This window comes from Arenimonas soli (genome assembly GCF_014643775.1).
Taxonomy (GTDB): Bacteria; Pseudomonadota; Gammaproteobacteria; order Xanthomonadales; family Xanthomonadaceae; genus Arenimonas; species Arenimonas soli.
This window is the reverse complement of the sequence record NZ_BMKC01000003.1, coordinates 221224-246801: the sequence shown is the minus strand read 5'-3', so window position 1 is coordinate 246801 and position 25578 is coordinate 221224. Positions and strand designations below refer to the sequence as shown.

27 protein-coding genes, 1 tRNA gene and 1 other RNA gene are annotated in these 25578 nt (G+C 69.4%); 13 read left to right on the top strand and 16 right to left on the bottom strand.

The annotated features are described in order from the left end of the window. Nucleotides 1–83: 83 nt before the first annotated feature. Nucleotides 84–716, top strand: coding sequence for a DUF4328 domain-containing protein (locus IEX13_RS11780; protein WP_188664461.1), 633 nt, complete (start codon nucleotides 84–86; stop codon nucleotides 714–716). Here the strand turns inward: IEX13_RS11780 and IEX13_RS11775 are convergent, their stop codons facing one another. Together IEX13_RS11775 and IEX13_RS11770 are read right to left on the bottom strand one after the other, a co-directional pair. Continuing rightward, nucleotides 717–2027, bottom strand: a complete 1311-nt coding sequence (locus IEX13_RS11775; protein WP_188664458.1) for an aminopeptidase P N-terminal domain-containing protein — start codon at nucleotides 2025–2027, stop codon at nucleotides 717–719. It abuts the gene before it with no gap. A 7-nt stretch (nucleotides 2028–2034) separates the two neighbouring features. Continuing rightward, nucleotides 2035–2586: a UPF0149 family protein gene (locus IEX13_RS11770; RefSeq protein ID WP_188664455.1), complete on the bottom strand. Its 552-nt coding sequence runs from the start codon at nucleotides 2584–2586 to the stop codon at nucleotides 2035–2037. A gap of 149 nt (nucleotides 2587–2735) precedes the next feature. On the opposite strand from IEX13_RS11770, the gene IEX13_RS11765 reads away from it, so the two are divergent. The 7 genes from IEX13_RS11765 to rpiA all read left to right on the top strand — a co-directional run bounded on the left by IEX13_RS11765 (nucleotide 2736) and on the right by rpiA (nucleotide 7448). Beyond that, nucleotides 2736–4955: a putative bifunctional diguanylate cyclase/phosphodiesterase gene (locus IEX13_RS11765; RefSeq protein ID WP_188664452.1), complete on the top strand. Its 2220-nt coding sequence runs from the start codon at nucleotides 2736–2738 to the stop codon at nucleotides 4953–4955. Nucleotides 4956–4987: 32 nt separating this feature from the next. Continuing rightward, nucleotides 4988–5209, top strand: coding sequence for a TIGR02449 family protein (locus IEX13_RS11760; RefSeq protein ID WP_188664449.1), 222 nt, complete (start codon nucleotides 4988–4990; stop codon nucleotides 5207–5209). Further along, nucleotides 5206–5499 (top strand): cell division protein ZapA, encoded by a 294-nt coding sequence (locus tag IEX13_RS11755; protein ID WP_188664446.1) that lies wholly within the window; start codon nucleotides 5206–5208, stop codon nucleotides 5497–5499. The genes IEX13_RS11760 and IEX13_RS11755 overlap by 4 nt, the downstream gene beginning before the upstream one ends. A gap of 41 nt (nucleotides 5500–5540) precedes the next feature. Beyond that, a non-coding RNA gene (gene ssrS / locus IEX13_RS11750) (6S RNA) lies at nucleotides 5541–5724 on the top strand. A 3-nt stretch (nucleotides 5725–5727) separates the two neighbouring features. After that, nucleotides 5728–6309 carry a 5-formyltetrahydrofolate cyclo-ligase gene (locus IEX13_RS11745; protein ID WP_188664445.1) on the top strand — a complete coding sequence of 194 codons (582 nt, stop codon included), beginning with the start codon at nucleotides 5728–5730 and terminating at the stop codon, nucleotides 6307–6309. Continuing rightward, complete coding sequence (locus tag IEX13_RS11740; RefSeq protein ID WP_188664442.1) at nucleotides 6309–6788, top strand: EVE domain-containing protein; 480 nt, start codon at nucleotides 6309–6311, stop codon at nucleotides 6786–6788. Before IEX13_RS11745 ends, IEX13_RS11740 begins: the two co-directional genes overlap by 1 nt. Continuing rightward, nucleotides 6789–7448 carry a ribose-5-phosphate isomerase RpiA gene (rpiA, locus tag IEX13_RS11735; RefSeq protein WP_188664439.1) on the top strand — a complete coding sequence of 220 codons (660 nt, stop codon included), beginning with the start codon at nucleotides 6789–6791 and terminating at the stop codon, nucleotides 7446–7448. A gap of 282 nt (nucleotides 7449–7730) precedes the next feature. On the opposite strand, the gene IEX13_RS11730 is transcribed toward rpiA, so the two are convergent. From IEX13_RS11730 to rplM, 4 genes are all read right to left on the bottom strand, one after another. Beyond that, entirely contained in the window at nucleotides 7731–8792 is a 1062-nt protein-coding gene (locus tag IEX13_RS11730) for a cyclic nucleotide-binding domain-containing protein (protein WP_188664437.1), read from the bottom strand. 133 nt (nucleotides 8793–8925) lie between these two features. Continuing rightward, nucleotides 8926–8999 (bottom strand) — tRNA-Gln (locus tag IEX13_RS11725). A gap of 30 nt (nucleotides 9000–9029) precedes the next feature. Beyond that, nucleotides 9030–9422 carry a 30S ribosomal protein S9 gene (rpsI, locus tag IEX13_RS11720; RefSeq protein WP_188664434.1) on the bottom strand — a complete coding sequence of 131 codons (393 nt, stop codon included), beginning with the start codon at nucleotides 9420–9422 and terminating at the stop codon, nucleotides 9030–9032. 9 nt (nucleotides 9423–9431) lie between these two features. Then, nucleotides 9432–9863, bottom strand: coding sequence for a 50S ribosomal protein L13 (gene rplM, locus IEX13_RS11715; RefSeq protein ID WP_188665328.1), 432 nt, complete (start codon nucleotides 9861–9863; stop codon nucleotides 9432–9434). A gap of 109 nt (nucleotides 9864–9972) precedes the next feature. On the opposite strand from rplM, the gene IEX13_RS11710 reads away from it, so the two are divergent. Beyond that, on the top strand, nucleotides 9973–11142 hold the full coding sequence (locus IEX13_RS11710; protein WP_188664432.1) for a (Fe-S)-binding protein: 1170 nt from the start codon (nucleotides 9973–9975) through the stop codon (nucleotides 11140–11142). Further along, nucleotides 11139–11783: a 2-polyprenyl-3-methyl-6-methoxy-1,4-benzoquinone monooxygenase gene (gene coq7, locus IEX13_RS11705; protein ID WP_188664430.1), complete on the top strand. Its 645-nt coding sequence runs from the start codon at nucleotides 11139–11141 to the stop codon at nucleotides 11781–11783. The genes IEX13_RS11710 and coq7 overlap by 4 nt, the downstream gene beginning before the upstream one ends. Here coq7 and speD read toward each other — a convergent pair. Further along, nucleotides 11780–12574, bottom strand: a complete 795-nt coding sequence (gene speD, locus IEX13_RS11700) for an adenosylmethionine decarboxylase (RefSeq protein ID WP_188664428.1) — start codon at nucleotides 12572–12574, stop codon at nucleotides 11780–11782. The two genes, coq7 and speD, sit on opposite strands and share 4 nt — an antisense overlap. 183 nt (nucleotides 12575–12757) lie before the next feature. On the opposite strand from speD, the gene crp reads away from it, so the two are divergent. Both crp and IEX13_RS11690 read left to right on the top strand, forming a co-directional pair. Next, entirely contained in the window at nucleotides 12758–13429 is a 672-nt protein-coding gene (gene crp, locus IEX13_RS11695; RefSeq protein WP_425489108.1) for a cAMP-activated global transcriptional regulator CRP, read from the top strand. Between the two features lie 3 nt (nucleotides 13430–13432). Then, a complete protein-coding gene (locus tag IEX13_RS11690; RefSeq protein WP_188664412.1) occupies nucleotides 13433–13891 on the top strand; it encodes a GNAT family N-acetyltransferase in 459 nt (152 codons plus the stop codon). Here IEX13_RS11690 and IEX13_RS11685 read toward each other — a convergent pair whose 3' ends face one another. The 9 genes from IEX13_RS11685 to pdsR are packed head-to-tail and all read right to left on the bottom strand — an operon-like array spanning nucleotide 13892 to nucleotide 23369. Next, complete coding sequence (locus tag IEX13_RS11685; protein WP_188664410.1) at nucleotides 13892–14554, bottom strand: HAD family hydrolase; 663 nt, start codon at nucleotides 14552–14554, stop codon at nucleotides 13892–13894. Nucleotides 14555–14558: 4 nt separating this feature from the next. After that, entirely contained in the window at nucleotides 14559–15347 is a 789-nt protein-coding gene (gene trpC / locus IEX13_RS11680; protein WP_188664408.1) for an indole-3-glycerol phosphate synthase TrpC, read from the bottom strand. Then, the gene (locus IEX13_RS11675) at nucleotides 15344–15694 is read right to left on the bottom strand and encodes an antibiotic biosynthesis monooxygenase family protein (RefSeq protein ID WP_188664406.1); all 351 of its coding nucleotides are present in this window, start codon (nucleotides 15692–15694) and stop codon (nucleotides 15344–15346) included. Before IEX13_RS11675 ends, trpC begins: the two co-directional genes overlap by 4 nt. Before the next feature lie 5 nt (nucleotides 15695–15699). Continuing rightward, entirely contained in the window at nucleotides 15700–16734 is a 1035-nt protein-coding gene (trpD, locus tag IEX13_RS11670) for an anthranilate phosphoribosyltransferase (RefSeq protein ID WP_188664404.1), read from the bottom strand. A 23-nt stretch (nucleotides 16735–16757) separates the two neighbouring features. Beyond that, on the bottom strand, nucleotides 16758–17345 hold the full coding sequence (locus tag IEX13_RS11665) for an anthranilate synthase component II (protein ID WP_188664402.1): 588 nt from the start codon (nucleotides 17343–17345) through the stop codon (nucleotides 16758–16760). 49 nt (nucleotides 17346–17394) lie between these two features. After that, complete coding sequence (locus IEX13_RS11660; RefSeq protein ID WP_188664400.1) at nucleotides 17395–19128, bottom strand: sensor domain-containing diguanylate cyclase; 1734 nt, start codon at nucleotides 19126–19128, stop codon at nucleotides 17395–17397. Nucleotides 19129–19138: 10 nt separating this feature from the next. Continuing rightward, nucleotides 19139–20614, bottom strand: coding sequence for an anthranilate synthase component I (gene trpE / locus IEX13_RS11655; RefSeq protein WP_188664398.1), 1476 nt, complete (start codon nucleotides 20612–20614; stop codon nucleotides 19139–19141). 49 nt (nucleotides 20615–20663) lie between these two features. Continuing rightward, a complete protein-coding gene (locus tag IEX13_RS11650) occupies nucleotides 20664–22673 on the bottom strand; it encodes an ATP-binding protein (RefSeq protein ID WP_188664396.1) in 2010 nt (669 codons plus the stop codon). Nucleotides 22674–22679: 6 nt separating this feature from the next. After that, entirely contained in the window at nucleotides 22680–23369 is a 690-nt protein-coding gene (pdsR, locus tag IEX13_RS11645; protein ID WP_188664394.1) for a proteobacterial dedicated sortase system response regulator, read from the bottom strand. A gap of 141 nt (nucleotides 23370–23510) precedes the next feature. Here pdsR and IEX13_RS11640 point away from each other — a divergent pair, with 141 nt between their 5' ends. Then, nucleotides 23511–25520 carry a marine proteobacterial sortase target protein gene (locus IEX13_RS11640; RefSeq protein ID WP_188664392.1) on the top strand — a complete coding sequence of 670 codons (2010 nt, stop codon included), beginning with the start codon at nucleotides 23511–23513 and terminating at the stop codon, nucleotides 25518–25520. Nucleotides 25521–25578 lie beyond the last annotated feature (58 nt).

Genomic DNA, 25578 nt, shown 5'->3' with positions numbered 1-25578 from the left:
CCACGCAGGGGATCGGGGAACGCCACGTGGCCGCAAAGGATGGGTATCAATCACTGGAAGGGCTGACCAGGATCGTACTGGTCATGCTCTGGCTTGACGTCATGCTGCAGGTCGCCTACGCCGGCGCGAGCCTGGGCGTGGTCTCGCTGATCAACGCCCTGATCGACGGCAGCTTCATCCCCGAGGACGACAGCCTGGCGCCGTCCGAGATCCTGCAGGCCATCGTGGGGCTGGCCAGCGCGGCGGTGTCGCTGAGCCTGTTCTTCATCATTGGCCGCTGGATCTACTGCGCCGCCTGGAACATCCGCCACCTCGGCGGCCTGCGCCTGCAGATCACCCCGGGCTGGGCGGTGGGCTGGTATTTCGTGCCTTTCGCCAACCTGGTGATGCCCTACCGCGCCATGAAGGAAATCTGGCTGGCCAGCCATGCGCCGCGCGACTGGCAGCCCGGCGACGCGGGGCCGCTGCCGCTTTGGTGGGGCCTGTGGCTGGTGGGCAACATCATCGGCAACATCAGCTTCCGGCTTACCCTGCGCGCCGAGACTCTCGAACAGATGCGGGTCGCTGAATGGGTGGGCATCGCCCAGTGCGCGCTGGCGGTGCCGTTGGCGCTGGTGTTCATGCGCATCGCCCGGGCCGTGTCGGCCGAACAGGACCGCCAGGCCGGCGCGGCGCAGGCCGAGCCGCCGCCGGTTCCGGTGCAGGTCATGGCCTGATCAGCGCCCGGCCAGGACCGCCTCGATCGCCTCGATGTCGCGGGGCACCGCGTTGGTCAGGACCTCGTGCCCGGTTTTGGTGATGGCGACGTCGTCTTCGATGCGGATGCCGATGCCCTGGAACTTCGCCGGCACGCCCTTGCTGCCGGGCGGGATGTACAGGCCCGGTTCGATGGTGAAGACCATGCCCGGCTCGAGTTCGCGGAACTCGCCGGCGACCTTGTATTCGCCGACATCGTGCACGTCCAGGCCGATCCAGTGGCCGGTCTTGTGCATGTAGAAGCGCCGGTAGGCGCCCGACTGCAGGGCGGCCTTCAGGCTGCCCTTGAGCAGGCCCAGCGACAGCAGGCCTTCGGCCAGGACTTCCACCGCCGCTTCGTGGCCCAGGATCCAGGGCCGGCCAGGCGCGGCCTGTTCCATCGCCGCGTGCTGGGCGGCCAGCACGATGTCGTAGAGCGCGCGCTGCTCCTTTGAATAACGCCCGTTCACCGGCCAGGTGCGGGTGATGTCGGAGGCGTAACCGGCGTATTCGGCGCCGGCGTCGCACAGCAACAGGTCGCCGTCGGCCAGCGGTGCCTTGTTGGCGCGGTAGTGCAATACGCAGCCGTTGGCGCCGGCGCCGACGATGGGTTCGTAGGCGGCCACGGCGTCGTGGCGCCGGTAGGTGTACTGCAGCGCCGCCTCGACTTCGTATTCGTGGCCGCCCGGGCGGGTGGCGCGCATGGCGGCCAGCTGGGCCTCGCAGGCGATGCCGGCGGCGCGGCGCATCAGCTTGAGTTCGGCGGCGCTCTTGAACAGGCGCAGTTCGTGCAGCAGGTGGCCCAGTTCGAGGAACTCGTGCGGCGGCTGGGCGCCATGGCGCACCTGCGAGCGCACCCGGTTCACCCAGCCGATGAGCTTGAGGTCGAATTCGGTGTCGCGGCCGAAGTGGTAGTAGACGCGTGAACGCCCTTCCAGCAGGCCCGGCAGGATGTCGTCGAGGTCGGCGATGGGATAGGCGTCATCCATGCCGAACGCGTCCACCGCGCCCTCCGGGCCGGCACGCGGGCCGTCCCAGGCTTCACGCTCGGCGTCGCGTTCACGGCAGAACATCAGCGCTTCGCCGTGGGCGCGCCCGGGCACCAGCACCAGCACGGCTTCGGGCTCGGGAAAGCCGCTCAGATACCAGAAGTCGCTGTCCTGGCGGTACGGATAGTGCGTGTCGTGGCTGCGCACGCGCTCGGGCGAGGCCGGCAGGATGAGGATGGCGTCCTCGTCGGCCATGCGCATGAGCTGCTTGCGGCGGCGCGCGAATTCGGCGGCTTTGATCATGGCCGGCTCAGTTGAGCTTGCGGCGATGCCGGGGTCCGAGCACGCAGTCGCTGTGCAGCAACAGCGCGGCGACTCGTATGAATTCAGCGACTTCTTCCAGCGCCTCGGCGTCGGCTTCCGGCTCTTCGTAGCTCAGGTCGCTGGCGGCGATGCGGGCCATGTCGGCCAGGGCTTCCTCGGAATCTTCCGACAGCGGCGGGTTGGCACCCGAGGCCAGGCCGAAACCGCCGAGGAAACCGCGGCACCAGGCAAGCAGGCCGTCGCCCCGCTCGTCCACGGGCCGGTCTTCGGCCGGCAGCAGCAGTTCGAAGCCGAAATCCGGGGATTCGAGCTGGGCGGCGCTGGCCAGGTAAAGCAGGTCAAGCGCGCTGTCGGGCTCGGGCGGCGACAGCAGCGGGTCGGTCATCACGGCCGCGAACCAGCCCTTGCGGTCGTGCGCACCTCCGCCCGAAAGGTAGCCACACAGCGACCCATGCAGCTCGGAAGCGGCCAGCGAGGCCTCCAGGGCCTCGAGTTCGGCGGCCACGAGGGCATGCGTCGGGAGCTGGGCTTGGGTCATCGAATCGGCCTTGTCGGGGGTGCGGGCATTCTAGCAAGGGCGACCGCGCCGCTTGTGGGCCTGTTAGCGCCACCCTACACTCGGCCAGATAACGGGGAAAACCCAGGGGACCACGGGGCGTAATGGCGCTGAACGCAAATGGGGCGGTAGTGGCCCAAGCCGGCGGCCTGGTCCTGGGAGGCATCGTGCAGTGGCTGCTGCTGGCGATCGCCCTGTTCCTGTGCTGGCTGCTGTGGCGGGTCCGGAGCCACCGCCGCCGGCAGGAAACGTCCCTGCTGGGCGAGATCCACGAACGCGAGGAGCGCCTGAACCTGGCCCTGTGGGGCTCGGGCGACGAGTTCTGGGACTGGAACATCCGCGAAAACAGCCTCTACCGGCTCGGTGCCAACCAGCTGCTGGGCCACGGCAGCCGCGACAAGATGAGCACCGACGACTGGCGCACCCAGTCCATCCACCCCGAAGACCTGCCGCGGGTGCAGAAGCTGCTGCAGGAACACATTGTCGGCCACACCGACGTGTTCGAGTCCGAACACCGCATCCGCAACGCCCGCGGCGAGTGGGTGTGGGTTCGTTCGCGCGGCAAGGTGGTCGAACGCGACAGCGCCGGCAGCCCGCTGCGCATGGCCGGCACGGCCCGCGACATCACCGCCATCCGCCGGGCCGAGCGCGAACGCCGCGTCGCCCTGGAAGTGCTGCGCAGCATGAGCGAAGCCGTGGCGGTGATCGACCTGGATTTCCGGTTCATCTCCGTGAACCCGGCCTTCTCGCGCATCACCGGCTACAGCGAAGAGGAAGTGATCGGCCAGAACAGCCGCCTGCTCGACTCCAGCCAGCACAGCGCCGAGTTCTACCGGCGCGTGCGCGACGTGCTCGAACGCACCGGCCATTGGGCCGGCGAGATGTGGCAGCGGCGCAAGGACGGCGAAGAATTCCTCGGCTGGATCGAGATGAGCGAGGTTCGCGACGCCCTGGGCCTGCGCAGCCATTTCGTCGCGGTGGTCAACGACATCACAGACAAGAAGCGCGCCGAGCAGGAACTGCGCTACCTGGCCAACTACGACACCCTGACCGGCCTGCCCAACCGCGCCCTGCTGTCCGAACGCCTGGGCCGCGCCATCGTGCGCGCGCGCCGCCAGGAAACCCGGGTGGCGGTGCTGTTCCTCGACCTCGACCGGTTCAAGGACATCAACGATTCGCTGGGCCACGCCGCCGGCGACCGCCTGCTCAAGGCCGCGGCCACTCGCCTGCAGGCCACGGTCGGCGCCTCGGACACCGTCGCGCGCCTGGGCGGCGACGAGTTCACGGTGGTGCTTGAAGACGTGGAATCCTTCCCGGCGGTCGAACGCATGGCGCGCGAGATCCTCACGGCCTTCACCATGCCGCTGGAGGTGGACGAACGCCACGACGTCTCGATCACGCCGTCACTGGGCATCAGCCTCTACCCCGACCACGCCCTGGTGCCCACCGACCTGCTCAAGTTCGCCGACACGGCGATGTACCAGGCCAAGGCCGAGGGCCGGAACACCTACCAGATCTACAACGAAACCATGGACGCCGAATCGCGCCGGCGAGCCACCGTGCTGGCGTCGCTGCGCAAGGCTCTCGACCGCGGCGAGTTCCGGCTGGTTTACCAGCCGCGCATGGCGCTGGCCGACGGCCGCATCACCGGCGTCGAGTCGCTTCTGCGCTGGCACAGCGCCGAGCTGGGCGAAATCCCGCCGACGGTGTTCGTGCCGCTGGCCGAAGAGTCGGGCCTGATCCTGCAGATCGGCGACTGGGTGCTGAGCGAGGCGCTGCAGACGCTCAAGCGCTGGCGCGCGCACGGACTGAGCGAAATCTCCATCGGCGTGAACGTCTCGGTGCTGCAGCTGCTGCGCGGCAACCTGCCCGAGCAGCTGCGGCGGCTGATGCAGGACCTGGGCGTGCCCTCGAACCGCATCGAGCTCGAGGTCACCGAATCGATGGTCATGCAGAACGCCGAGCAGACCACGCACGTGCTCAACGAGTTGCGCAAGCTGGGCATCACCCTGGCCATCGACGACTTCGGCACCGGCTATTCGTCCCTGGTCTACCTCAAGCGGCTGCCGATCGACACGCTCAAGATCGACAAGGAATTCATCGGCGACCTCACCCGCGACCCCGACGACGAGGCGATCACCGCCACGGTCATCACGATGGGCCATTCGCTGGGCCTGAACGTCATCGCCGAGGGCGTGGAAAGCGAACAGCAGCTCAGCTACCTGCGCGAACAGGGCTGCGACGAAATCCAGGGCTTCTGGCTGTCCCCGCCCCTGGACGCGCACCGCTGCCTGGCCTTCATCCGGAGCTGGCAGCCCGCCACCGTGGCCGCCATCCCGGCACCTTATTGACCCCGTCCCGAGGCCCGCCCAAGATGTCCGCGATGAGCGCCAACGACCCGATTGCCCAGCTGCAGGCCCTGGCCGAGCGCTTCGAGCGCCTGGCTGAACAGCACCGGCGCCTGCTCGACGAAAACCGCAGCCTGCGCCAGGGCCAGGAGCAGCTGGTGTCCGAACGCGCCGCGCTGCTCAACAAGAACGAACAGGCCCGGTCCCGGGTCGAGGCCATGATCGCGCGCCTGAAGTCGCTGGAGCACAACGCGTGAGCGAGCCGGTCAACGTCAAGATCCTCGACCGCGAATACACCGTGGGCGTGGAACCGGGTGAACGCGAGGGCCTCACCGCCGCGGCCCACCTGCTTGATGCCCGCATGCGCGAGATCCGCGGCGGCAACCGCATGGCCGCGATCGACCGCGTGGCGGTGCTGGCGGCGCTGAACCTGGCCCACGAACTGCTGCAGCTGCGCGGTCAGTCCGAGCAGCGCGACCAGGCCCTGAACCAGACCCTGTCCGAACTCAACCGCAAGCTCGACGGCCTGTTCGACGCGGCGCGCTGACGTTCACGCTTTCCGGCGAAGCCGGGCATATAATTGCCCCCAGTCCTCTGCCGTGTCCGACAGCGTGCCTAACATTCGCCTTGTCCCATAAACACGACCCGGGAATCTGGCCCAAAGTGGTGTGCATGTCCGCCCTGTTGCGGAAAGCCTGAAGCGATGGTCCGGGTACCCACTTGATCCCAGGGATCAAGGTCGTTTCGCACGCATCGGCATGGTGGAGGCTATCTTTTGAATTCGACGCGCCCCGAACTTCGCAGACAACTGCAGGCCCGGCGCGCCGCGCTTTCCCCGGGTGAACGCCTGGCCGCCGCCGATGCGGTGGCACGGCATGTTTGCGCCCAGCCCGACCTGCGCGAGCCCGGCTACGTCGCCGGCTATTGGGCCGTGGGCGGCGAAGTTCCCCTGCACGCGGTGCAACTGCGCCTTGCGCCTGACCAGGTCTGGTGCCTGCCGGTACTGCAGGAAAACGGCCAGCTGCGTTTCGCGCCCTGGCGCGCCGGCGACCCGCTGGTGAACAACCGCTTCGGCATCCCCGAACCCGAACTCGAACCCGCCTCCACGCTGGCGCCCGAAGCCATGTCCCTGGTCCTGCTGCCGCTGGTGGGCTTCGACCGGGCCGGCAACCGCCTGGGCATGGGCGGCGGCTATTACGACCGCAGTTTCGCCTTCCGGCGCACGGCCGCGGCCCCGCCGCGGCTGGTCGGCGTGGCCTATGCCTGCCAGGAAGTCCCGGAACTGGCCGCGCAAGACTGGGACGTGCCGCTCGACGCCGTCGCCACCGAGCTCGATTGGCTCGCGTTCGGGCGATAATGCCGGCCATGAAACACTGGCTGATGAAATCCGAACCCGACGAATTCTCGATCGACGCGCTTGAACGCGTCGGCACCGAGCCCTGGAGCGGCGTGCGCAACTACCAGGCGCGCAACTACATGCTCAAGGACATGAAGGTCGGCGACCCGATCCTGTTCTACCACTCCAACTGCGCCGTGCCCGGCGTGGTGGGCATCGCCCGGGTGGCGTCGGAACCCTACCCGGACCCGACGCAGTTCGAACGCGGCTCGGACTACCACGACCCCAAGAGCAAGCCCGAGGAACCGCGCTGGTGGCTGGTTGACGTGGGCTTCGAGCGCAAGTTCGCCGGCACGGTGTCGCTCGAGGCCATGAAGGCCGAGGCGGAAAAGTTCGGTGATTTCGCCCTGCTCCGCCGCGGCAACCGGCTGTCGGTGATGCCGGTGGGCGCGGCCCAGTACAAACGTATCCTTTCGATGGCAAAGGCCGGAGGCCAGTAAATGTCCCGCGACGAACAGAAGAAGCTGGCCGCAGAAAAGGCCCTGGAATACGTCGAGGACGGCATGGTCGTCGGCGTCGGCACAGGTTCGACGGTGGCGTTTTTCATCGACGGCCTGGCCCGGATGAAGAACCGGATCGAAGGGGCGGTGTCGAGCTCGGAACAGAGCACGCGGCAACTCGAATCCCACGGCATCCCGGTGTTCGACCTCAACGCGGTGGGGCCGCTGAAGCTTTACGTGGACGGCGCGGACGAATGCGACCCTTACAACCGCCTGATCAAGGGCGGCGGTGCGGCGCTGACGCGCGAGAAGATCATCGCGCAGGCGAGCGACCGCTTCATTTGCATCATCGACGCAGCCAAGCAGGTCGAACACCTGGGCGAGTTCCCGGTGCCGGTGGAAGTGATCCCGATGGCGCGCAGCCTGGTGGCCCGGGCCATCGCGAAGATGGACGGGCACCCGATCTGGCGCGAAAACGTGGTGACCGACAACGGCAACTGGATCCTGGACGTGCACCACTGGCGCATCGCCGACCCGGTGGGCCTGGAAGCCAAGCTCAACCAGATCCCGGGCGTGGTCACCTGCGGCCTGTTCGCCGCCCGCGGCGCCGACGAAGTCATCATCGGCGGCAAGGTCCGCCCCATCCGCCGCCCCGCCTGAGCAAAGCCCTCCCTTGCCGGGGAGACTTCAGTCCCGATGCTCTTGGCCTTTGGCCAAGTGTCGCCCCTGCTGGTTTCGCGGGTGGAGGCAGCGTGCATCTGCCCCGGCCGACCCTCGGAGACATGGATGTCGACGAGGAGCCTACAGGGACGTACTTGCGGCGTGTCGGTCGGGGCGAAGACGCGGCGCCTCCACTCGCGACAGCTGCGATTACATCGCTTTGCTTGGCCAAAGGCCAAGGGCAGAAGATTCGCGCCTGAAGGCGCTCCTGCAGGTTCGTGCTCAGGGGGCGGGGGTGCTGGCGGCAATCATGCGCAGCATGGCGCCAAGACCGCCGTGCAGGGCACTTACTTCGTAGCCCAGCCGCTTTAGCACGAAGGCCGCCGCGGCCGAGCGTTCGCCCGTATTGCAGTAGACCACCACGCGCGCGCCCGGCGACAGCACGCTGCCCACGTCTTCGCGCAGCCGGTAGAGCGGCACGTTCACCGAACCATCGATCGCACGCTGAGCGTGTTCCTCGGGCATGCGCACGTCCAGCAGCACCGCGCCCGACTGCACCTGCCGGGCCGCGTCCGCAGGCAGCACCCAGGACAGCATCGGCGGCTTCAGGACCGCCTCGAAGGCCTCGCGCGACAGCCGCATCAGCTGGCCACCCTGCATCATCCGCACCGTCGCGTTGCGCGGCAGGTTCGACAGCAGCGCATCCTCGCCGAAGGTGTCGCCTTCGCGCAGGTAGGCCACCACCTGCGGCGCCCCGTCCAGGTACTTCGAAACCGATGCCGTGCCCGAGCGCACCACGTAGAAATAGTCCGCCGGATCGCCCTCGCGCATCACCACTTCGCTGGGCTTCACGGTCACCGGCTCGAACATCTGGAACATCTTTTCGATGTTGCCCGTCGGCAGGCGCGCGAACGCCGGCGCGCGCAGCAGCCGGAACACCCAGTCGTTGCCACCCGGCGCGCTGCCGAAGTGCCGGTTGTTGTCGTCACGGCTCAGCTGGTCCCAGGTGATCAGCTTTTCCAGGTAACGCCGGTCCACGCGCATCACCTTGGCGTTGGCGGTCATGACCTTGGCCGTGAACCGGCGCGGGATCGCGTCGTTGAGCGAATAGCGCCCGTGCGGCGCCGAGGCGATGTGGGCCACGTTCCGGCCGTCCGGGTACACGCAGCGCAGCTCGCCTTCGAGCAGGTAGATGGTGTCGTCGTCCAGGTCGCCGGCTTCGAAGACGTTGTCGCCGCGCTGGTAGTCCGACACCAGGGCCTCGCGGGCCAGCTGGTCCCGGGTTTCCTGGCGCAGGGACTCCAGCGGGAAGAGGCGGGCGAGTTCAGTAGCGGGGACGGGCATGGGCTGGCTCCGGGAGCAATTGCACCCGAGTCTATCGCCGGGCGGGGTTTGAGGGGTAGTCGGTCGCACGAGGACCGAATGCTTTCCCCCGGCCAAAATAAAAGAGGCCCCTTTTCAGGGGCCTCTTCCATTTTGGCTGGGGGACTAGGATTCGAACCTAGATAGGCAGAGTCAGAGTCTGCAGTCCTACCATTAGACGATCCCCCAATTCCGGGACCGCGCCAGTTTACGAAGTTATTAGCGCTTCGAGAACTGGGTGGCGCGGCGAGCCTTGTGCAGGCCGACCTTCTTGCGCTCGACTTCGCGGGCGTCGCGGGTCATCAGGCCGGCCTTGCGCAGGTCGGGCTTGAGCGTGTCGTTGTATTCGACCAGCGCGCGGGCGATGCCCAGGCGGATGGCGCCGGCCTGGCCGGTGATGCCACCGCCCTCGACCGTGACGGTGAAGTCGAACTTGTCGGCCATGTCGCTGACCACCAGCGGCTGGCGCACGATCATGCGCGAGGTCTCGCGGCCGAAGAACTCGTCGACCGGACGGCCGTTGACGACGATCTTGCCGCTGCCCGAGCGCATGAAGACGCGGGCGGTGGAGGACTTGCGACGGCCGGTGCCGTAGTTCTGCTGGGTAGCCATAAAGATGCCTTAAGCCTTGAAGTCCAGCGCCTGCGGCTGCTGGGCGGAGTGCGGATGTTCGGAACCCTTGTAGACCTTGAGCTTCCGGTACATGGCGCGGCCGAGCGGATTCTTGGGCAGCATGCCCTTGACGCCGATTTCGATCACGCGCTCCGGGTGCGCGTCGAGCACCTGGCCCAGGGACTGGGTCTTGAGGTTGCCGACGTAGCCGGTGAAGCGGTGGTACTTCTTGTCCTGCATCTTGTTGCCGGTGACGTGGATCTTCTCGGCGTTGATCACGACGAGGTAGTCACCCGTATCAACGTGCGGGGTGTATTCCGGCTTGTGCTTGCCGCGCAGGCGACGCGCGAGTTCCGAGCACAGGCGGCCCAGGGTCTTGCCGCTGGCATCGACCACATACCAGTCTTGCTTGACGGTCTGGGCGTTGGCGCTGACGGTCATGGACTTCATGACGGCTCCAAATATAGAAATCGGGGTTGAAAGAAGCGGAATGATAACCGCCGTTCCGCCCTCGTGCAAGCCCGTTTTAACCCCGTGTTAGCATCGCCGCATGCCCGCCACGCCGCCCCTGGCCCGCCCTTCCCCGCCCCGGGCGCCGGACGCCGCGCCCCTGCTGGCCCTGGCCGACCAGTGCGTGCAGTGCGGATTGTGCCTGCCGCATTGCCCCACCTACCAGATGGACCGCAGCGAGGCCGAGTCTCCGCGGGGCCGGATCGCCTACATGCGGGCCCTGGCGTCGGGCCAGATGGCCCCGGGGCCCGTCGGCGACGGCCACCTCGACCATTGCCTGGGCTGCCGCCGCTGCGAGGCCGCCTGCCCGGCCGGCGTGCGTTACGGCGAACTGCTCGTGGGCAGCCGCGCCCTGCAGGCCGCGCGCAGGCCACCCGCGACCCGTCTCCACGCCGCCCTGGCGCTGCTGGCCCGGCCCCGGCTGCTTGCCTTCCTGGTAGCCCTGCAGCGGCCGCTGGCCCGGGCCCTGCCGCGAAGCTGGCGGGCCGCCCTGCCGCCGCCGCCGCGGCGGGAGGCGCGCGCCGAACCGGCACCGCCCCCGGCCGGGGCCCCGATCGTGGCGGTGTTTACCGGCTGCATTGCCCGCCCGCACGAGGCGGGCACCCGCGACGCCCTTTCGCGCCTGCTGGCGGCCGCCGGGCTGGCCAGCGTGTCGCCCCCGGACCAGGGCTGCTGCGGCGCCGCCGCGGCCCACGCCGGCGATGCCGCCGGGGCGGCCAGGCTGGCCCGGGCCAACCGGGAGGCTTTCGCCGGCCATCCCCGCGTGCTGTGCCTGGCCTCCGGCTGCCACGACAGCCTGGCCCGCAGCCTGGACGGCGCCGGCCGGGTCGAAGACCCGCTGGTTTTGCTTGACGAAGCCGGCGACCGGCTGCGCTTCCGGCCCGCCCGGCATCGGGTGGCCCTGCACCTGCCCTGCACCCAGCGCAGCGTGGTGCGCTCGGACGCCGCCCTGCGCCGGCTGCTGGCCCGCATTCCCGGGCTGGACCTGGTGGAACTGCCCGACACCGGCTGCTGCGGCGCCGCCGGCCTGCACCAGCTGGCCGAGCCGGACCGCGCCGCGGCCTTCCGGGCACCGCTGCTGCAGGCCCTGGACGGGTCCGGCGCCACCGAACTGCTGTCGGCCAACATCGGCTGCCGGCTGCACCTGGCCGCCGGGACTACAATGAGCGTGCGACACCCCATTGATTTCCTGGCCGAGCACCTGGCATGACCATCCCCCGCCAATTCAGCCCTTTCGACCGTCTGATCATCGAGTTCCAGCATGCCCTGGGCACCAGCCTGGGCCAGGCCCACGCGGAACGGCCGAACCCGGCCGGCAACCTGCCCGACCCGGCGCTGGCCGAACCCGAGCGCCGCCATGCGGCCGGCCTGATGCGCATTAACCATACCGGCGAGGTCTGCGCGCAGGCGCTGTACCTGGGCCAGGCCGCGGTGGCGCGCGATGACGCGACGCGCCGGCACCTGCAGCACGCCGCCCAGGAAGAAGCCGACCACCTGGCCTGGTGCGGCGACCGCCTGGCCGAACTCGACAGCCGGCCCAGCGTGTTCAACCCGCTCTGGTACGCCGGCAGCTACGCCATCGGCCTGGCCGCCGGCCTGCGCGGCGACGGCTGGAACCTGGGTTTCGTGGTGGAAACCGAACGCCAGGTGGAAGCCCACCTGGAGGAACACCTGCAGACCCTGCCGACCGGGGACGAACGCAGCCGCGCCATCCTGCGCACCATGAAGGCCGACGAGGCCCGCCACGCCGACGACGCCGAACAGGCCGGCGCCCGCGTCCTGCCCCAGCCCATCCCCCGCCTGATGGCCCTCACCTCGCGCCTGATGAAGGCCGTCGCCTACCGCACTTAGTCGGCCAGGTTGCGGCCGTTGAAGAGTTCGACGATCTCGCGCTTGAGCTGGGATTCGATGCGCATGCGGTCCTTGAATCCCAGGTTCTTGGCCTTTTCCTCGAACAGGTAGGTGTCGAGGTCGAACTCCTTGAGGTGCATCTTCGTGTGGAACAGGTTTTCCTGGTACACGTTGACGTCGATCATCTCGTAGCGCGACTTGATCGGCTTGGACATGAAGTCCTGGATCGAATTGATCTTGTGGTCGATGTAGTGCTTGGTGCCCTTCACGTCGCGGGTGAAACCGCGCACGCGGTAGTCCATGACCACGATGTCGGACTCGAAGCTTTCGATCAGGTAGTTCAGGGCCTTCAGCGGCGAGATGACGCCGCAGGTCGCCACGTCGATGTCGGCGCGGAAGGTGGCGATGCCGTTGTGCGGATGGGTTTCCGGATAGGTGTGCACGGTGATGTGCGACTTGTCCAGGTGCGCCACCACGGCGTCGGAGATGATTTCCTTGCCCGCGGCCTTCTTGTCGATGACCGGCTCTTCGGAAATCAGGATCGTCACCGACGCGCCCTGGGGGTCGTAGTCCTGGCGGGCCACGTTCAGGATGTTGGCGCCGATGATCTCGGCCACGTCGGTCAGTATCTGGGTAAGGCGCTCGGCGTTGTACGCTTCGTCGATGTACTCGATGTAGCGCTGGCGCTGTTCTTCCGACACGGCGTAGCAGACGTCGTAGATGTTGAAGCTCAGGGCCTTGGTCAGGTTGTTGAAACCCTGGAGCCTGAGGCGGGGAAGCGGCTTGACCACGATGGCTTTCCTGCGTGCGGAGGGGGTGGAGCGGAGGGCGGGCATTATCGGCCAAATGCCCCCCGGGGGAAACCTTGCCCCGGCCGGGCCGCCGCCGGCATTGCCGATAGCGCCATGACGGCCTAATCTGAATGCTTCACAGCCATCCGAGGACGCGCCATGGCGCAGGAAAGCACTTCGCCGATGCCGATCCAGCCGCACAAGGTGGTCAACAGCCCGTTGGCGCCCGACGCCGCGACCTTCAGCCGCTTCCTGGACCACTGCCACCGGCGCCGGTACCCGTCCCGCAACGACGTCTTCCGCCCCGGCACGCCCGCCACGTCGCTTTATTACGTGGTCAGCGGCTCGCTGTCGGTGGTCAGCGAAGAACCGGACGGCCGCGAGCTGATCCTGGGCTACGTGAACGCGGGGGAGTTCATCGGCGAGATGGGCCTGTTCTTCGCCGCCGACGCCCGCGCGGTGGTGGTGCGCACCCGCAGCGCCTGCGAACTGGCCGAAATCAACTACGACCGCCTGCACCAGCTGTTCGCCGGGCCGCTGGCGGCCGAATGCCCGCGCATCCTGTACGCGATCGGCCTGCAGCTCTCCAAGCGTTTACTGGACACCAGCCGCAAGGCGAGCCGCCTGGCCTTCCTGGACGTGAGCGGGCGCATCATCCGCACGCTGCACGACCTGTGCCAGGAGCCCGACGCGCTCTCGCACCCGCAGGGCACCCAGATCCGGGTGTCGCGCCAGGAACTGGCCCGCATCGTCGGCTGCAGCCGGGAGATGGCCGGCCGCGTGCTCAAGCAGCTGCAGGAACAGGGCCTGCTGCACGCCCGCGGCAAGACCGTCGTGGTCTACGGTACCCGCTGACCGATGGCACGCCTGGCCGCCGGCACCGACACCCTGCTGGTGCGGCCGGCCGCCGCGCAGGACGCCACCGGCGTGGCCACGCTGCTGGGCGTGCTGGGCTATCCCTGCGACCGCGACGAAGCCGCTGGCCGGCTGCGCGCCGTGGCCGAAGAACCGGGCCAGCAGGTGCTGGTCGCCGACCGCCACGGCTGCCTGGTTGGCTTGCTGGCCCTGGACATCCGCTACTACCTGCCGCTGGGCGGGCCGACCTGTCGGATCACGGCGCTTGCCGTGTCGGCCGGCGAACAACGCCAGGGCGTGGGCCGCATGCTGCTGCGCGAGGCCGAACAGCGCGCCCGCCAGGCCGGCGCGGCTCGTATTGAACTCACCTCGGGCGCCCAGCGGGCCGAAGCCCACGACTTCTACCGCGCCTGCGGCTACGAAGACGGGGCGCTGCGTTTCCTCAAGCGCCTGGGCGACTGATCACAGCAGGGTTTCGAAGGCGCCGCGCAGGCGCTTGTCGACGCGGGCCAGGTTGCGCGGGTCGGGCTGCACCAGCACCGGACGGGCGGTTTCGCACAACAACGGCAGGTCGATGGCGCTGTCGGAATACACCGCGGCGAAGGGTGGGTGGATGCCCAGGCGCTCAAGCGCCTGCAGCTTGCGCGGGCCTACCGTGTGTTCGGCGCCGATATAGCCACCCAGTGCCGGCCGCACGCTCGAGCCGACCACGGGGACATCGGGCTGGCCCAGCGCCCTCCACAGCGAACGCGCCAGGCCGGCTTCCGCGCCGGTCACGATGACCACCGGGTCGCCCGCGGCCAGGTGGGCGTGCAGGCGCGCCACCGCCGGGGCGATCAGCAGCTGCTCGCGGCGGGCGGCGCACAGGCGCAGGAAATCCTCGCGCGCCTCGGCCAGGGCTTCGTCGGTGCGCCCCACCGTGGCCAGCCAGGTATAGAAGCTGGCCGGCATCCAGGCCACGCGCCACCAGCCGAAGGCCGGCCTGAGCACGGGGAAACTCGCGCCCGCCAGCAGCCGCCGCAGCGGGTGGCTGGCCAGCAGGTCGCGCAGCCAGGCGGCCGCGCAGTCGCCGCGCACCAGGGTGCCGTCGAAATCGAACAGGACGGTGGCGGCGCGCGCGGGCATGGGCTCAGCCGAACAGCCTGGCCAGTTCGGCGCCCGGGTCGTCGGCACGCATGAAACTTTCGCCGACCAGGAAGGCATTGACGCCGTTGGCGCGCATGCGCGCCACGTCCTCGCGGGTGGCGATGCCACTTTCGGTCACCAGCAGGCGGTCGGCCGGCACCGCCGGCTTCAGGTCCAGGGTGGTGTCGAGCGAGACCTCGAAGGTGCGCAGGCTGCGGTTGTTGACGCCCACCAGCGGGGCCCCCACCTGCAAAGCGCGCTCGAGTTCGTCGATGTCGTGCACTTCCACCAGGACGTCCATGCCCAGCTCCAGCGCCAGGTTCGCCAGCCGGCCCAGGGCCGCGTCGTCCAGCGCCGCGACGATCAGCAGGATGCAGTCGGCGCCCAGCGCACGCGCTTCGTGCACCTGATAGGCATCGACCACGAAATCCTTGCGCAGCACCGGCAGCGAACAGGCCGCGCGGGCTTGCTGCAGGTAGGCGTCAGCACCCTGGAAAAAATCCACGTCGGTGAGCACCGACAGGCAGGCGGCGCCGCCGCGCTGATAGCTTGCGGCGATGTCGGCCGGCCGGAAATCCGGACGGATGACGCCCTTGCTGGGGCTGGCCATCTTCACTTCGGCGATGACCGCCGGCAGGCCGGCGGCGACCTTGGCCTGCAGCGCCGCGGCGAATCCGCGCGGCGCCGGCGCGTCGGCGTGGCGGGCGATGAGTTCGGCCAGCGGCAGCGCCTCCGACCGTTCGGCGACCTCGATGGCCTTGCGGGCCAGGATGGTCTGCAGGATGTCGCTCATGCGCCTTCCCCGCGTCGGGCCGGGCCGCCGTAGGCACGTTCGACCCTGGCAACGCGCAGCTCGAAGTGTTCGTACCATCGCTCGCGGCCGTCGCGGCGGGCGTCGGCGTGTTCGGCGTCGGCGCGCCAGGCGGCGATGGCCGCCTCCGATTCCCAGTAGCTGACGGTGATGCCGAAACCGGCCTCGTCGCGCGTGCTTTCGATGCCGAGGAAACCCGGCTGCTGCGAAGCCAGCTCGACCATGCGGTCGGCGGTGGCGCCGTAGCCGTCGTCGCCGGGGGTGCGCTGGTTGGCGAAGATCACCGCGTAATACGGCGGCTTGGGCGTGCGGGCGAATCGCTCGGACATGGCGGTCAGTTCCCGGCCAGGCGGCGCGTGGCCGCGACGAATTCATCGAGCTTGGCGCGGGCCTTGCCGCCTTCGAGCGCGGCGCGGGCCTGGCCGATGCCGTCGGCGATCGAAACCGCACGGCCGGCCGCGTACAGCGCGGCGCCGGCGTTGAGCGCGACGATTTCCCGCGGCAGGCCATCCTTGCCGTCCAGGGCCTCGAGCAGCATCTCCCGCGACTGGTCGGCGTTTTCGACGCGCAGGTTGCGGCTGGCGGCCATCGGGATGCCGAAGTCTTCGGGGTGGATTTCGTATTCCACCACTTCATTGCCGCGCAGTTCGCCGACCATGGTGGCGCCGCCAAGCGAAATTTCGTCCATGCCGTCGCGGCCCCAGACCACCATCGCGCGCTTGGCGCCCAGGCGCTGGAGCACGCGCACCTGGATGCCGACCAGGTCGGGGTGGAACACGCCCATCAGGATGTTCGGCGCGTCGGCGGGGTTGGTCAGCGGGCCCAGGATGTTGAACAGGGTGCGCACGCCCATTTCCTTGCGCACCGGCGCCACGTTCTTCATGGCCGGGTGGTGGATGGGCGCGAACATGAAGCCCATGCCGGTTTGCGCGATGCAGGCCGAGACCTGGTCGGGCTGCAGTTCGATCACCGCGCCCAGGGCTTCAAGCACGTCGGCGCTGCCGGACTTGGACGACACGCTGCGGTTGCCGTGCTTGGCCACCTTGGCGCCGGCCGCGGCCACCACGAACATGCTGGCCGTGGAGATGTTGAAAGTATGCGCGCCGTCGCCACCGGTGCCGACGATGTCGACGAAATTATGGGCGTCGGGCACGGTCACCTTGGCCGAGAACTCGCGCATCACCCGCGCGGCGCCGGCGATCTCGCCGACGGTTTCCTTCTTCACGCGCAGGCCCGACAGGATCGCGGCGGTGAGCACGGGCGAAACGTCGCCGCGCATCACCTGGCGCATCAGGTCGACCATTTCGTCGTGGAAGATCTCGCGGTTTTCGATGATGCGCTGGAGCGCATCCTGCGGCTTGATCGGCATCGGCATCACCTGTGGGGGCGCCTTCAGGCGCGGCTGGCCTGAAGGAAGTTACGCAACATGTCGTGCCCATGCTGCGTGAGTATCGATTCGGGGTGGAACTGCACGCCTTCGACCGGCAGCGACTTGTGGCGCAGGCCCATGATCTCGTCCATCGAACCATCGGGATTTTCCGTCCAGGCGGTGATTTCAAGGCAGTCGGGCAGCGACTCCCTTTCCACCACCAGCGAATGGTAGCGGGTGGCTTCGAAGGAATCGGGCAGGCCCGCGAACACGCCCAGGCCCTTGTGCCGGATGGGCGAGGTCTTGCCGTGCATGATCGTGCGCGCGCGCACCACCTTGCCGCCGAAAGCCTGGCCCAGGCTCTGGTGGCCCAGGCAGACGCCCAGGATGGGTACCTGGCCCGACAGCTTTTCCAGCACTTGCAGCGACACGCCAGCCTCGTTGGGCGTGCACGGCCCGGGCGAGATGACGATGCGTTCGGGCGCCAGGGCCGCTATCTGGGCCACGGTCAGCTCGTCGTTGCGCACCACCTTCACGTCCTGCCCAAGCTCGCCCAGGTACTGAACGAGGTTGTAGGTGAAGCTGTCGTAGTTATCGATCATCAACAGCATGGCGGCGCTTGTGAAACCCGGGAAGCGGCCGATTATACGGCCTGCGGCTTCAGCCCGGCGCCACTTCGACCCGGTTGCGACCGTTGCGCTTGGCCCGGTAGAGCGCGTCGTCGGCGGCGGCGAGCAGGCGTTCGGGGGCGCGGGCCAATTCGCCGGCCTGGATGCGGCGGGTGACCACGCCCAGGCTGATGGTCACCGCGATCGACGCGTGCCCCACGGCAAACGACCCGGCATCCTCGACGGCCGCGCGCAGGCGTTCGGCCAGCTGGCCGGCTTCGATCATGCCGGTGTCCACCGCAAGCACCGCGAACTCCTCGCCGCCGACGCGCGCCAGCAGGTCGCTGCCACGCACCTGTTCCTCCAGCAGCAGCGCGATGCGGCGCAGCACCGCGTCGCCGGCCGGGTGCCCGTGCTGGTCGTTGATGGCCTTGAAGTGGTCGATGTCCAGCGTCACCAGGCTCAACGGCCGGCCGGTTTCCGCGGCGCGGGTGGTTTCGCGGGCCAGCTGGTCGCCGAAGTGGCGGCGGTTGGCCAGGCCGGTCAGGGCGTCGGTCATCGCCAGCACTTCGAGCTGGGCATTGGCCTCGCTCAGGGCCTGGGTGCGCTCGCGCACGCGTTGTTCCAGGCCGGCGGCCATGTCGGTGAGCTCCCGCTCGCGCAGGGTAAGGTCCTCCACCAGGCCGCGCAGGGCCACGGTGAGTTCGCGGGCTTCGCGATAACCCCGCTCGGGCGGGAACGCAGCGTCGGGTTCCCGCGCCTGGATGCGCCCTGCGGCCACCGACAGCGCGTGCAGGGGGGCGCCGATCCAACGGGCCATCACCGTGCCCAGCAGCAGGAACAGCAGGGTGAAGACCGCCGCCGCCAGCCAGATCTGCCGGCTCAGCTCCTGCACCGGCTCGAAGGCCATGTCGGCCTCCTTGCGCACCAGCACCGTCCAGCCCAGGCCTTCGTAGGATTCGTGGCCCCGGGTCGGCACGAAGCCCGTGAGGTACTGCTCGCCGTCGGGCCAGGTTTCCAGCACCGCGCCGCGCTGGCCCTCGCGAACGGCCCTGGCGCTGGGCACGTCGAGCATCTGTCCGCGCATGGCCTCCGGCCCCATGACCACTTTTCCGGCCTTGTCGAGGAAAAAAACCTCTACCGGATCGTTGGCACGACTGGGGAGCATCTGGTCCTGGCGCAGTCCTTCCGCCCATCGCCACGACAGCTGGGCGACCATGACGCCGACCACGGCGCCGAAGTCGTCGTGCACGGGGGCCGCCACATCGAGCACGCTCAACGGTTCGCCGCCGGGTCCGGTCAGGTACTTCGAAAGCAGCAGGGCACCGTGCAGATCGCCAACATAGGGATCCTTGCGCCCTGCAATGAACCAGGGGCGCTTGGAGGCATCCTCCCCTTCCAGCAGTCCGCGGCTGCCGACCCGAACCCTGCCGTCGACACCGACCACCCCGATCCAGACGTAGTCCGGATAGTTGAGCTGCATCAGGTCGAACAAATCGCGAAGCGCCTGCTCGTTCTGCTCGGGCTGGTCGAGCATGGGCATCAGCGCCATCGACCGCATGTCGTTGAGGCGTTCGAACAGGCCGCGGTCCAGGCGGCCAGCCAGGGCCATGGCGCGGGTCTGCAGGCGCAGGCCGATGTCGTCCTGCAGCTTTTCGGCGGAAACCCGCTCGACCTGCCAGGCAAGCACGGCCACCAGCGCGATCGCCAGCATGCCGAAGCTCAGCCCCAGCCAAAGCCGCAGCCCGGCGCTGCGGGGGTGGATGCGTAGGAAGAAGCCTTCCAACCCCGGCAACTCAGAGCCCGCCCGCGGCCTGGGCCACGGCCCGGAACAGGGCGCGCCCCTTGTTCATCGTCTCTTCCCACTCCTTCTGCGGATCGGAGTCGTGCACGATGCCCGCGCCGGCCTGCACGTGCAGGCGACCGTCCTGGATGACCGCGGTGCGGATGGCGATGGCGGTGTCGGCGTCGCCCCACCAGTTCAGGTAGCCCACGGCGCCCGAATAGATGTTGCGCTTGACCGGCTCGAGCTCGCGGATGACTTCCAGCGCGCGGATCTTGGGTGCGCCGCTAACGGTGCCGGCCGGGAAGGTGGCCTTGATGACGTCGGCGAAACCCAGGCCCGGCTGCAGCTGGCCACGCACTTCGCTGACGATGTGCATCACGTGCGAATAGCGTTCGATGATGAAACGGTCGGGCACGGTGACGCTGCCCGGGTTGGCGACCCGGCCGACGTCGTTGCGGCCCAGGTCGATCAGCATCAGGTGTTCGGCGCGCTCCTTGGGGTCGGCCAGCAGTTCGGCCTCCAGCGCGGCGTCGGCCTCGGGCGTGTCGCCGCGTGGGCGGGTGCCGGCGATCGGGCGCACCGTCACTTCCCCGCCCTGCAGGCGCACCAGGATTTCCGGCGAACTGCCCACCACCTGGGTGTCGCCCAGGTCGAGGAAGTACATGTAGGGCGACGGATTGAGCGCGCGCAGCGCCCGGTACACGTCCACCGGCCGGGCGCGGAAGGGCACGCTCAAGCGCTGGCTAAGCACCACCTGGAAGATGTCGCCGGCGCGGATGTATTCCTTGCAGCGTTCCACCGCCGCCAGGAAGCCTTCGCGGGTGAAGCCCGACACGAAGTCCTGTTCCTGCAGCAGCGACGGGTCGAGCACGTCCGGATAGCTGCGGCCGGAGTGGCGAAGGCGGTGCACCAGTTCGTCCAGCCGGCGCACGGCGCGGGCATACGCCTGCGGCTCTTCCGGGTTGGCGTGCACCACCAGGTACAGGCGGCCCTTCAGATTGTCGAAGACCGCCAGCTCTTCGCTGAGCATCAGCAGCGCATCGGGCGTGCCCAGCTGGTCGGGCTTGTCGCCGCCGGCCAGTCGCGATTCGATCCAGCCGATGGTCTCGAAGCCGAAATAACCCACCAGCCCGCCGGTGAAGCCGGGCAGTTCCGGGATGCGCGGCACCTTGAACGAGGCGCGCAGCCGGTCGACCTCGGCCAGGGGGTCCTCGAGCCCGCGGGTCTCGACGACTTCGCCGTGTTCACGCACCTCCAGCTGGTGGCCGCGGAAGGTGTAGGTGCGGCGCGCCGGCAGGCCGATGATCGAATAACGACCCCAGGTTTCGCCGCCTTCCACCGATTCGAAGAGGTAGGTGTGCGGGCCATCGGCCAGCTTCAGGTACACCGACAGCGGGGTGTCGAGGTCGGAAAGCACTTCGCGCACCACCGGGATGCGGTTGTGGCCGGCCTGGGCCAGGGTCTTGAACTGTTCGGCGGAAATCACGCACGGCGCCCGTGTTTGGCAGGCCCCGAGTATATCCGCCGCGTTTGGCTCAGGGCATGCCGCGCAAGTGAAGCACGAACTCGACGCCGTCGCCGGCCGGCAGGTTGTGGGCCTCCGCGTGGCCGCGGTGCAGGTCGGCCACCAGGCGCACCACGTACAGGCCGAAGCCCAGGTGGGCGGCGCCTTCGGCGCGCTGGGAGCTGTCGCGCAGGCTCACCAGCGAATCGAACAACCGGCCGCGCATGGCCTCGGGCAGCAGCGGCCCCTGGTTGGCCAGGGCGATGCGCACCCCGCCCTGTTCCCGGGTCGCCGACAGGCGCACCCAGCCGCGCTCGGACGTAAAGCCGCGGGCGTTGTCCACCAGCTTGTCCAGGGCCTGCACCAGCAGGTCGGGCGCCGCGCGCAACGGCAGCGGGCCGGGCGGCAGGTCCAGCCGCAACGAGCGCGGCGCCAGCAGGGCCTCGTAGGCATCGGCGCAGCCCTGCAGCAGGGCGCGCAGGTCCAGGTCTTCGGCCTCGGCGGCTTCGATGGCGTGTTCGATGCGGGTGACCTCGCTCATGGTGCGCACCAGGTGGCCCATGCGTTCGACGCCGTCGCGGGCACGCGCCACCACCACCCGCGCCTGCGGGTCGAGCCGGGCATCGTCGAGGTTGTCGAGCGAGGTCCGCACGATCGCCAGCGGCGTGTTCAGTTCATGCGAGAGCTTGCCCGACAGCGAACGCAGGTAGTCGGTGTAGGCCGCCACCTGGTCGAGCAGGCGGGCGAAGCTGCGCGACAGGTCGCCGATTTCGTCGCGGGCGCTGGTGCGCGGGAAGGGCGTGACCCGGCCTTCGCGGTCGAGCGCGTGTTCGGCGGCGTCGCGCAGGCGGCGGATGCGCTGGCCCAGGCGCGTGGCGAACAGCAGGATGATGCCGCCCGAGGCCAGGAAGGCGACCAGGCTGACGCCAAGCAGGCCCGAAAAGGCCTGGTCGGTGAGCAGCAGCACTTCGGAGTTCGAGCGTTCGATCAGCACCGCGCCGCGCACCTGCCCCGCCACTTCCAGCGGCACCGCCGCCGACAGCAGCAGGCGGGCGCCGGCCGGATCGCGGCGCCAGGCCACGGCCGGTGCGCCGGCCACGGCCCGGGCCACTTCGGCGCGCAGCAGCCGTCGCGCCGTGGGCGGCTCGTTCGCGGTCGCGGTGACGTCGCGGAACAGCAGGGCCCGGTAGATGCCGCGCCGCCAGGGCAGGATGTCCTCTTCGGACTGATCGGCGCGAAGTTCACCGGCCCGGGCCAGCACCCAGCCGTCGCGGTCGGCCACGCGCACGCGCATGCCTTCGGGTGCCAGGGCCTGCAGGACCGGCTCGAGCGAAGCCAGGACCCCGTGCAGCGGTGCGGGCCGGACCAGGCCGGCGCCGTCGAGCGTGCCGGCGGAACGGATGGCGCCGCCGGCGTCCACGTCCTGCACCCGCAGCCCGATCGCGCGAACGCTGAAGTCCTGCGGCAGGGCCAGTTCGACGTCGTAACCGCCTTCGCGTTCGCGCCAGGCGCCTTCGACGCGCACGGGCGGCGGCAGGCCGTCTTCGCCGGCCACGCGCAGCTCGCCGGGTCCGGCGTTGGCCAGGCGCAGCGCCAGCTCGCCGCCCCGGCCCAGCACCCGCAGGTGCAGGCGGTCGAAGGCCAGGTCGGCCGGCCAATGTGCGTCGCCGCGCTGCGGGCTGGCGTCGTCCACGGAAATCCACAGGTGCAGGCGTTCGCTGGCGCGGCCGGCGACGACGCGCACCCAGGGCTTCGGGCCACCAAAAACCAGCGGCACCGCAGTGGCGCCGCGCCAGTCGCTGGCATCGCCGTCGAGCCGCGGCGCGAAGTCCAGCGGATGCACGAACCAGCTTTCACCCGCCGCCGGCAGGCCGCCCGGACGCACGGCGATGCCACGCGCCAGGGCGTCGGCGGACGCCAGCAGGGCCTGTTCCTGGCCCTGGCGCAGCAGCGTTTCCATCTGCCGCACGAACTGCCAGCCGGCCCAGGGCAGCGCCAGGATCGACAGGGCCACCAGCAGCAGCTTCGCGCGCAGGCTCATGCGGGCTCAGGCGCGCCAGCGGTAACCGGCGCCGTGCACGGTGTCGATGTCGTCGAAGGCCGGGTCGAGCGCCTGGAATTTCCGGCGGATGCGCTTGATGTGGGACGTGATGGTGGCGTCGTCGACCACCACCTGGGCTTCGCGCATCAGCTGTTCGCGCGTTTTCACGTGGCCCGGGTAGCGCACCATCGCGTGCACCATCCAGAACTCGGTGACGGTGAGCGCGACGTCCCGGTCGTTCCAGGTCACGCGCATGCGCTCGAGTTCCAGCGTCAGCCCGCGCAGGCGGAACACCTGCTCCTTCACCCGCGGCGCCGCCAGCGAATCCATGCGCCGGAACAGCGCATGGATGCGCGCGGTGAGCTGGGGCAGGCTGGTGTCCTTGCTGAGGTAATCGTCGGCGCCCAGGCGCAGGCCCGAGATGACGTCCAGGTCGGAGTCGCGCGCCGTGAGGAACAGGATCGGCAGCGTCGCCGACTTCGCGCGAAGTTCCCGGCACAGGTCGAAACCGCCTTCGGGCTCGTCGCCCAGGCCGACGTCGATGATCACCAGGTCCGGAAGCTTCAGCGCGAAGGCGGCCTGCGCCTGCGTGCGGCTGGCAAGGGGCAGCACCCCGTAACCATGCCGGCGCAGGGCGTCGGCGTAGTTGTCGCGGATGGCGGGTTCGTCTTCGACGATGGCAACGGTGCGTGACATGGCGGCCAGCCTAGGCCAGCGGCACCGGGCCGGCAATGTGTTGCCCGCAAACGGCCACATTTGATCAGCGTCCCGCCCCGGCCTGCCCCGCGACGGGCCGCCGGCGGCGTTGTGATGCAGCTGTCCCCACGGAGAGCCGCCATGACCGAGCGCGAAACCCGCAAACCCCGCCTCTACCGATCCCTGCGCCGGGCCGGCTGGGCCCGCCGCTGGCTGGCCGGCCTGCTGCTGTCGCTGCTGCCGCTGCTGGCCTGGGCCGGCGAAGACCCCGAGGGCCTGATGTTCCGCGAAGGCGACCAGTGGGTCGCCAGCCTGGCCATGGACACCAGCGTGCACATGCAGGTGCACGGCCTGATGGCCGAGGTGTCGGTGCGCCAGACCTACCGCAATGATTCAAGCCAGTGGCGCGAGGGCCGCTACCTGCTGCCGCTGCCGGAAAACGCCGCCGTCGGCGCCCTGACCCTGCGCATCGGCGAACGCCTGGTCGAAGGCGAGATCCGCGAGAAGCAAGACGCCAAGGCCGTCTACGAAGCCGCGGCCGCGGCCGGCCAGCGCGCCAGCCTGGTGTCGCAGAACCGGCCGAACCTGTTCCAGACCGCGGTGGCCAACATCGGCCCGGGCGAAGAGGTCGAGATCGAAGTGCGCTACTGGCAGCCGGTGGCCTACCGCGACGGCGTGTTTTCACTGGGCCTGCCGCTGACGCTGACCCCGCGCTACCTGCCGGACGCATCGCCCGATGCCTCCTACGCCATGCACGCGACGTCGCTGGTGGCGCCCGAGGCCCTGCCCGCCGCAGCCGCCAGCGTGGATGGCGGCGTGGCCGCCGGTCCCACCGTGGCCCTGGTCGCCGACATCGATGCCGGCCTGCCGCTGCAACGCATCGAAAGCCCCACCCACGCCGTGACCGTATTCGGCCACGCGGGCCGGCACCGGGTCGAACTGAGCAACCTGGTGGAAGCCAGCGACCGCGATTTCGTCCTGGAATGGGAGCCCGTGCCGAGCAAGGCGCCGCGCAGCGCCGTGTTCCTGGACCGCGTGGCCGGCGAAGACTATGCGCTGCTGATGCTGGTGCCGCCGACCCTGCCGACCGCGCCGTTGCCGCGCGAACTGATCCTGGTGATCGACAACTCCGGCTCGATGTCCGGCGCGTCCATGGCCCAGGCCATCGAAGCCGCGGATCGCGCGCTGGCGCGCCTGCGCCCCGGCGATCGTTTCAACGTGATCCGCTTCGACGACGATTTCGACCTGCTGTTCGCCGACGCCGTGCCGGCCGAGCCGGGCAACGTCGCCCGCGCCCGCGCCTTCGTGCGCTCCCTGCGCGCCGAAGGCGGCACCGAGATGCTGCCGGCGCTGGTGGCCGCCTTCGCCGGCCACGCGCCCCAGGGCTACCTGCGCCAGGTGGTGCTGGCCACCGATGCCGCGATCGGCAACGAAGACCAGCTGCTGCGGCTGATCGAATCGGGGCGCGGCAAGAGCCGGTTGTTCCCGGTCGGCATCGGCAGCGCGCCCAACGACCACTTCCTGCGCAAGGCCGCTGAACTCGGCCGCGGCACCGGCGTGGTGGTGCGCGACGTCAACGAGGTCGCGGAAAAGATGGACGGCCTGCTGGCCAGGCTCGACCGCCCGGCCATGCGCGACATCCAGGTGGACTGGCCGGGCGTCACCGAAGCCTACCCGGCGCGCATTCCCGACCTCTACCAGGGCGAGGCGGTGCAGGTGGTCGCACGCCTGGACCGCGTGGACGGCATCGCCACCGTACGCGGCCTGGCGCCGCAGCCCTGGTCGCGCCGGCTGGCGCTGGTCAGCGAAAAATCGGTGCCGGCGCCAGGCGTGGCACGGCTCTGGGGCCGGGCGCGCATCGACGCGCTGGAAGACGAACTGCGCCGCGGCGGCGACATCGAAAGCCTGCGCCCGGCCATCGTCGACGTCGCGCTTCGCCACGGCCTGGTGAGCAGCTACACCAGCCTGGTCGCGGTCGACAAGACGCCTGCGCGCCCCGCCGACGAGATGCTCGCCAGCACGCGCCTGGCCAACGCGACGCCGGCCGGCAGCCTGGCCTTCGCCCAGGGCAGCACGGGCTGGATGCGCGACCTGTTCCTTGCAGCCGTATTGCTGCTCGGCAGCCTGCTGCTGCTGCGGGTGAGGACCTGACGATGGCCGCCCGCCTGCTCGCCTGCCTGTTCTGCGCACTGCTGATGGTCGTGCTGCG

Excerpts from the sequence above, each read along its gene's own strand:
- rpsI (WP_188664434.1), bottom strand. The coding sequence starts at position 9,422 with ATGGCTACCCAGCAGAACTACGGCACCGGCCGTCGCAAGTCCTCCACC.
- IEX13_RS11710 (WP_188664432.1), top strand. The coding sequence starts at position 9,973 with ATGCCCGCCACGCCGCCCCTGGCCCGCCCTTCCCCGCCCCGGGCGCCG.
- rpiA (WP_188664439.1), top strand. The coding sequence starts at position 6,789 with ATGTCCCGCGACGAACAGAAGAAGCTGGCCGCAGAAAAGGCCCTGGAA.
- trpD (WP_188664404.1), bottom strand. The coding sequence starts at position 16,734 with ATGCCGATCAAGCCGCAGGATGCGCTCCAGCGCATCATCGAAAACCGC.
- IEX13_RS11675 (WP_188664406.1), bottom strand. The coding sequence starts at position 15,694 with ATGTCCGAGCGATTCGCCCGCACGCCCAAGCCGCCGTATTACGCGGTG.
- trpC (WP_188664408.1), bottom strand. The coding sequence starts at position 15,347 with ATGAGCGACATCCTGCAGACCATCCTGGCCCGCAAGGCCATCGAGGTC.
- IEX13_RS11690 (WP_188664412.1), top strand. The coding sequence starts at position 13,433 with ATGGCACGCCTGGCCGCCGGCACCGACACCCTGCTGGTGCGGCCGGCC.
- crp (WP_425489108.1), top strand. The coding sequence starts at position 12,758 with ATGCCGATCCAGCCGCACAAGGTGGTCAACAGCCCGTTGGCGCCCGAC.
- IEX13_RS11650 (WP_188664396.1), bottom strand. The coding sequence starts at position 22,673 with ATGAGCCTGCGCGCGAAGCTGCTGCTGGTGGCCCTGTCGATCCTGGCG.
- IEX13_RS11760 (WP_188664449.1), top strand. The coding sequence starts at position 4,988 with ATGAGCGCCAACGACCCGATTGCCCAGCTGCAGGCCCTGGCCGAGCGC.
- IEX13_RS11775 (WP_188664458.1), bottom strand. The coding sequence starts at position 2,027 with ATGATCAAAGCCGCCGAATTCGCGCGCCGCCGCAAGCAGCTCATGCGC.
- IEX13_RS11730 (WP_188664437.1), bottom strand. The coding sequence starts at position 8,792 with ATGCCCGTCCCCGCTACTGAACTCGCCCGCCTCTTCCCGCTGGAGTCC.
- IEX13_RS11640 (WP_188664392.1), top strand. The coding sequence starts at position 23,511 with ATGACCGAGCGCGAAACCCGCAAACCCCGCCTCTACCGATCCCTGCGC.
- IEX13_RS11685 (WP_188664410.1), bottom strand. The coding sequence starts at position 14,554 with ATGCCCGCGCGCGCCGCCACCGTCCTGTTCGATTTCGACGGCACCCTG.
- IEX13_RS11740 (WP_188664442.1), top strand. The coding sequence starts at position 6,309 with ATGCCGGCCATGAAACACTGGCTGATGAAATCCGAACCCGACGAATTC.
- coq7 (WP_188664430.1), top strand. The coding sequence starts at position 11,139 with ATGACCATCCCCCGCCAATTCAGCCCTTTCGACCGTCTGATCATCGAG.
- pdsR (WP_188664394.1), bottom strand. The coding sequence starts at position 23,369 with ATGTCACGCACCGTTGCCATCGTCGAAGACGAACCCGCCATCCGCGAC.
- IEX13_RS11770 (WP_188664455.1), bottom strand. The coding sequence starts at position 2,586 with ATGACCCAAGCCCAGCTCCCGACGCATGCCCTCGTGGCCGCCGAACTC.
- IEX13_RS11665 (WP_188664402.1), bottom strand. The coding sequence starts at position 17,345 with ATGCTGTTGATGATCGATAACTACGACAGCTTCACCTACAACCTCGTT.
- rplM (WP_188665328.1), bottom strand. The coding sequence starts at position 9,863 with ATGACCGTCAGCGCCAACGCCCAGACCGTCAAGCAAGACTGGTATGTG.
- IEX13_RS11780 (WP_188664461.1), top strand. The coding sequence starts at position 84 with ATGCTCTGGCTTGACGTCATGCTGCAGGTCGCCTACGCCGGCGCGAGC.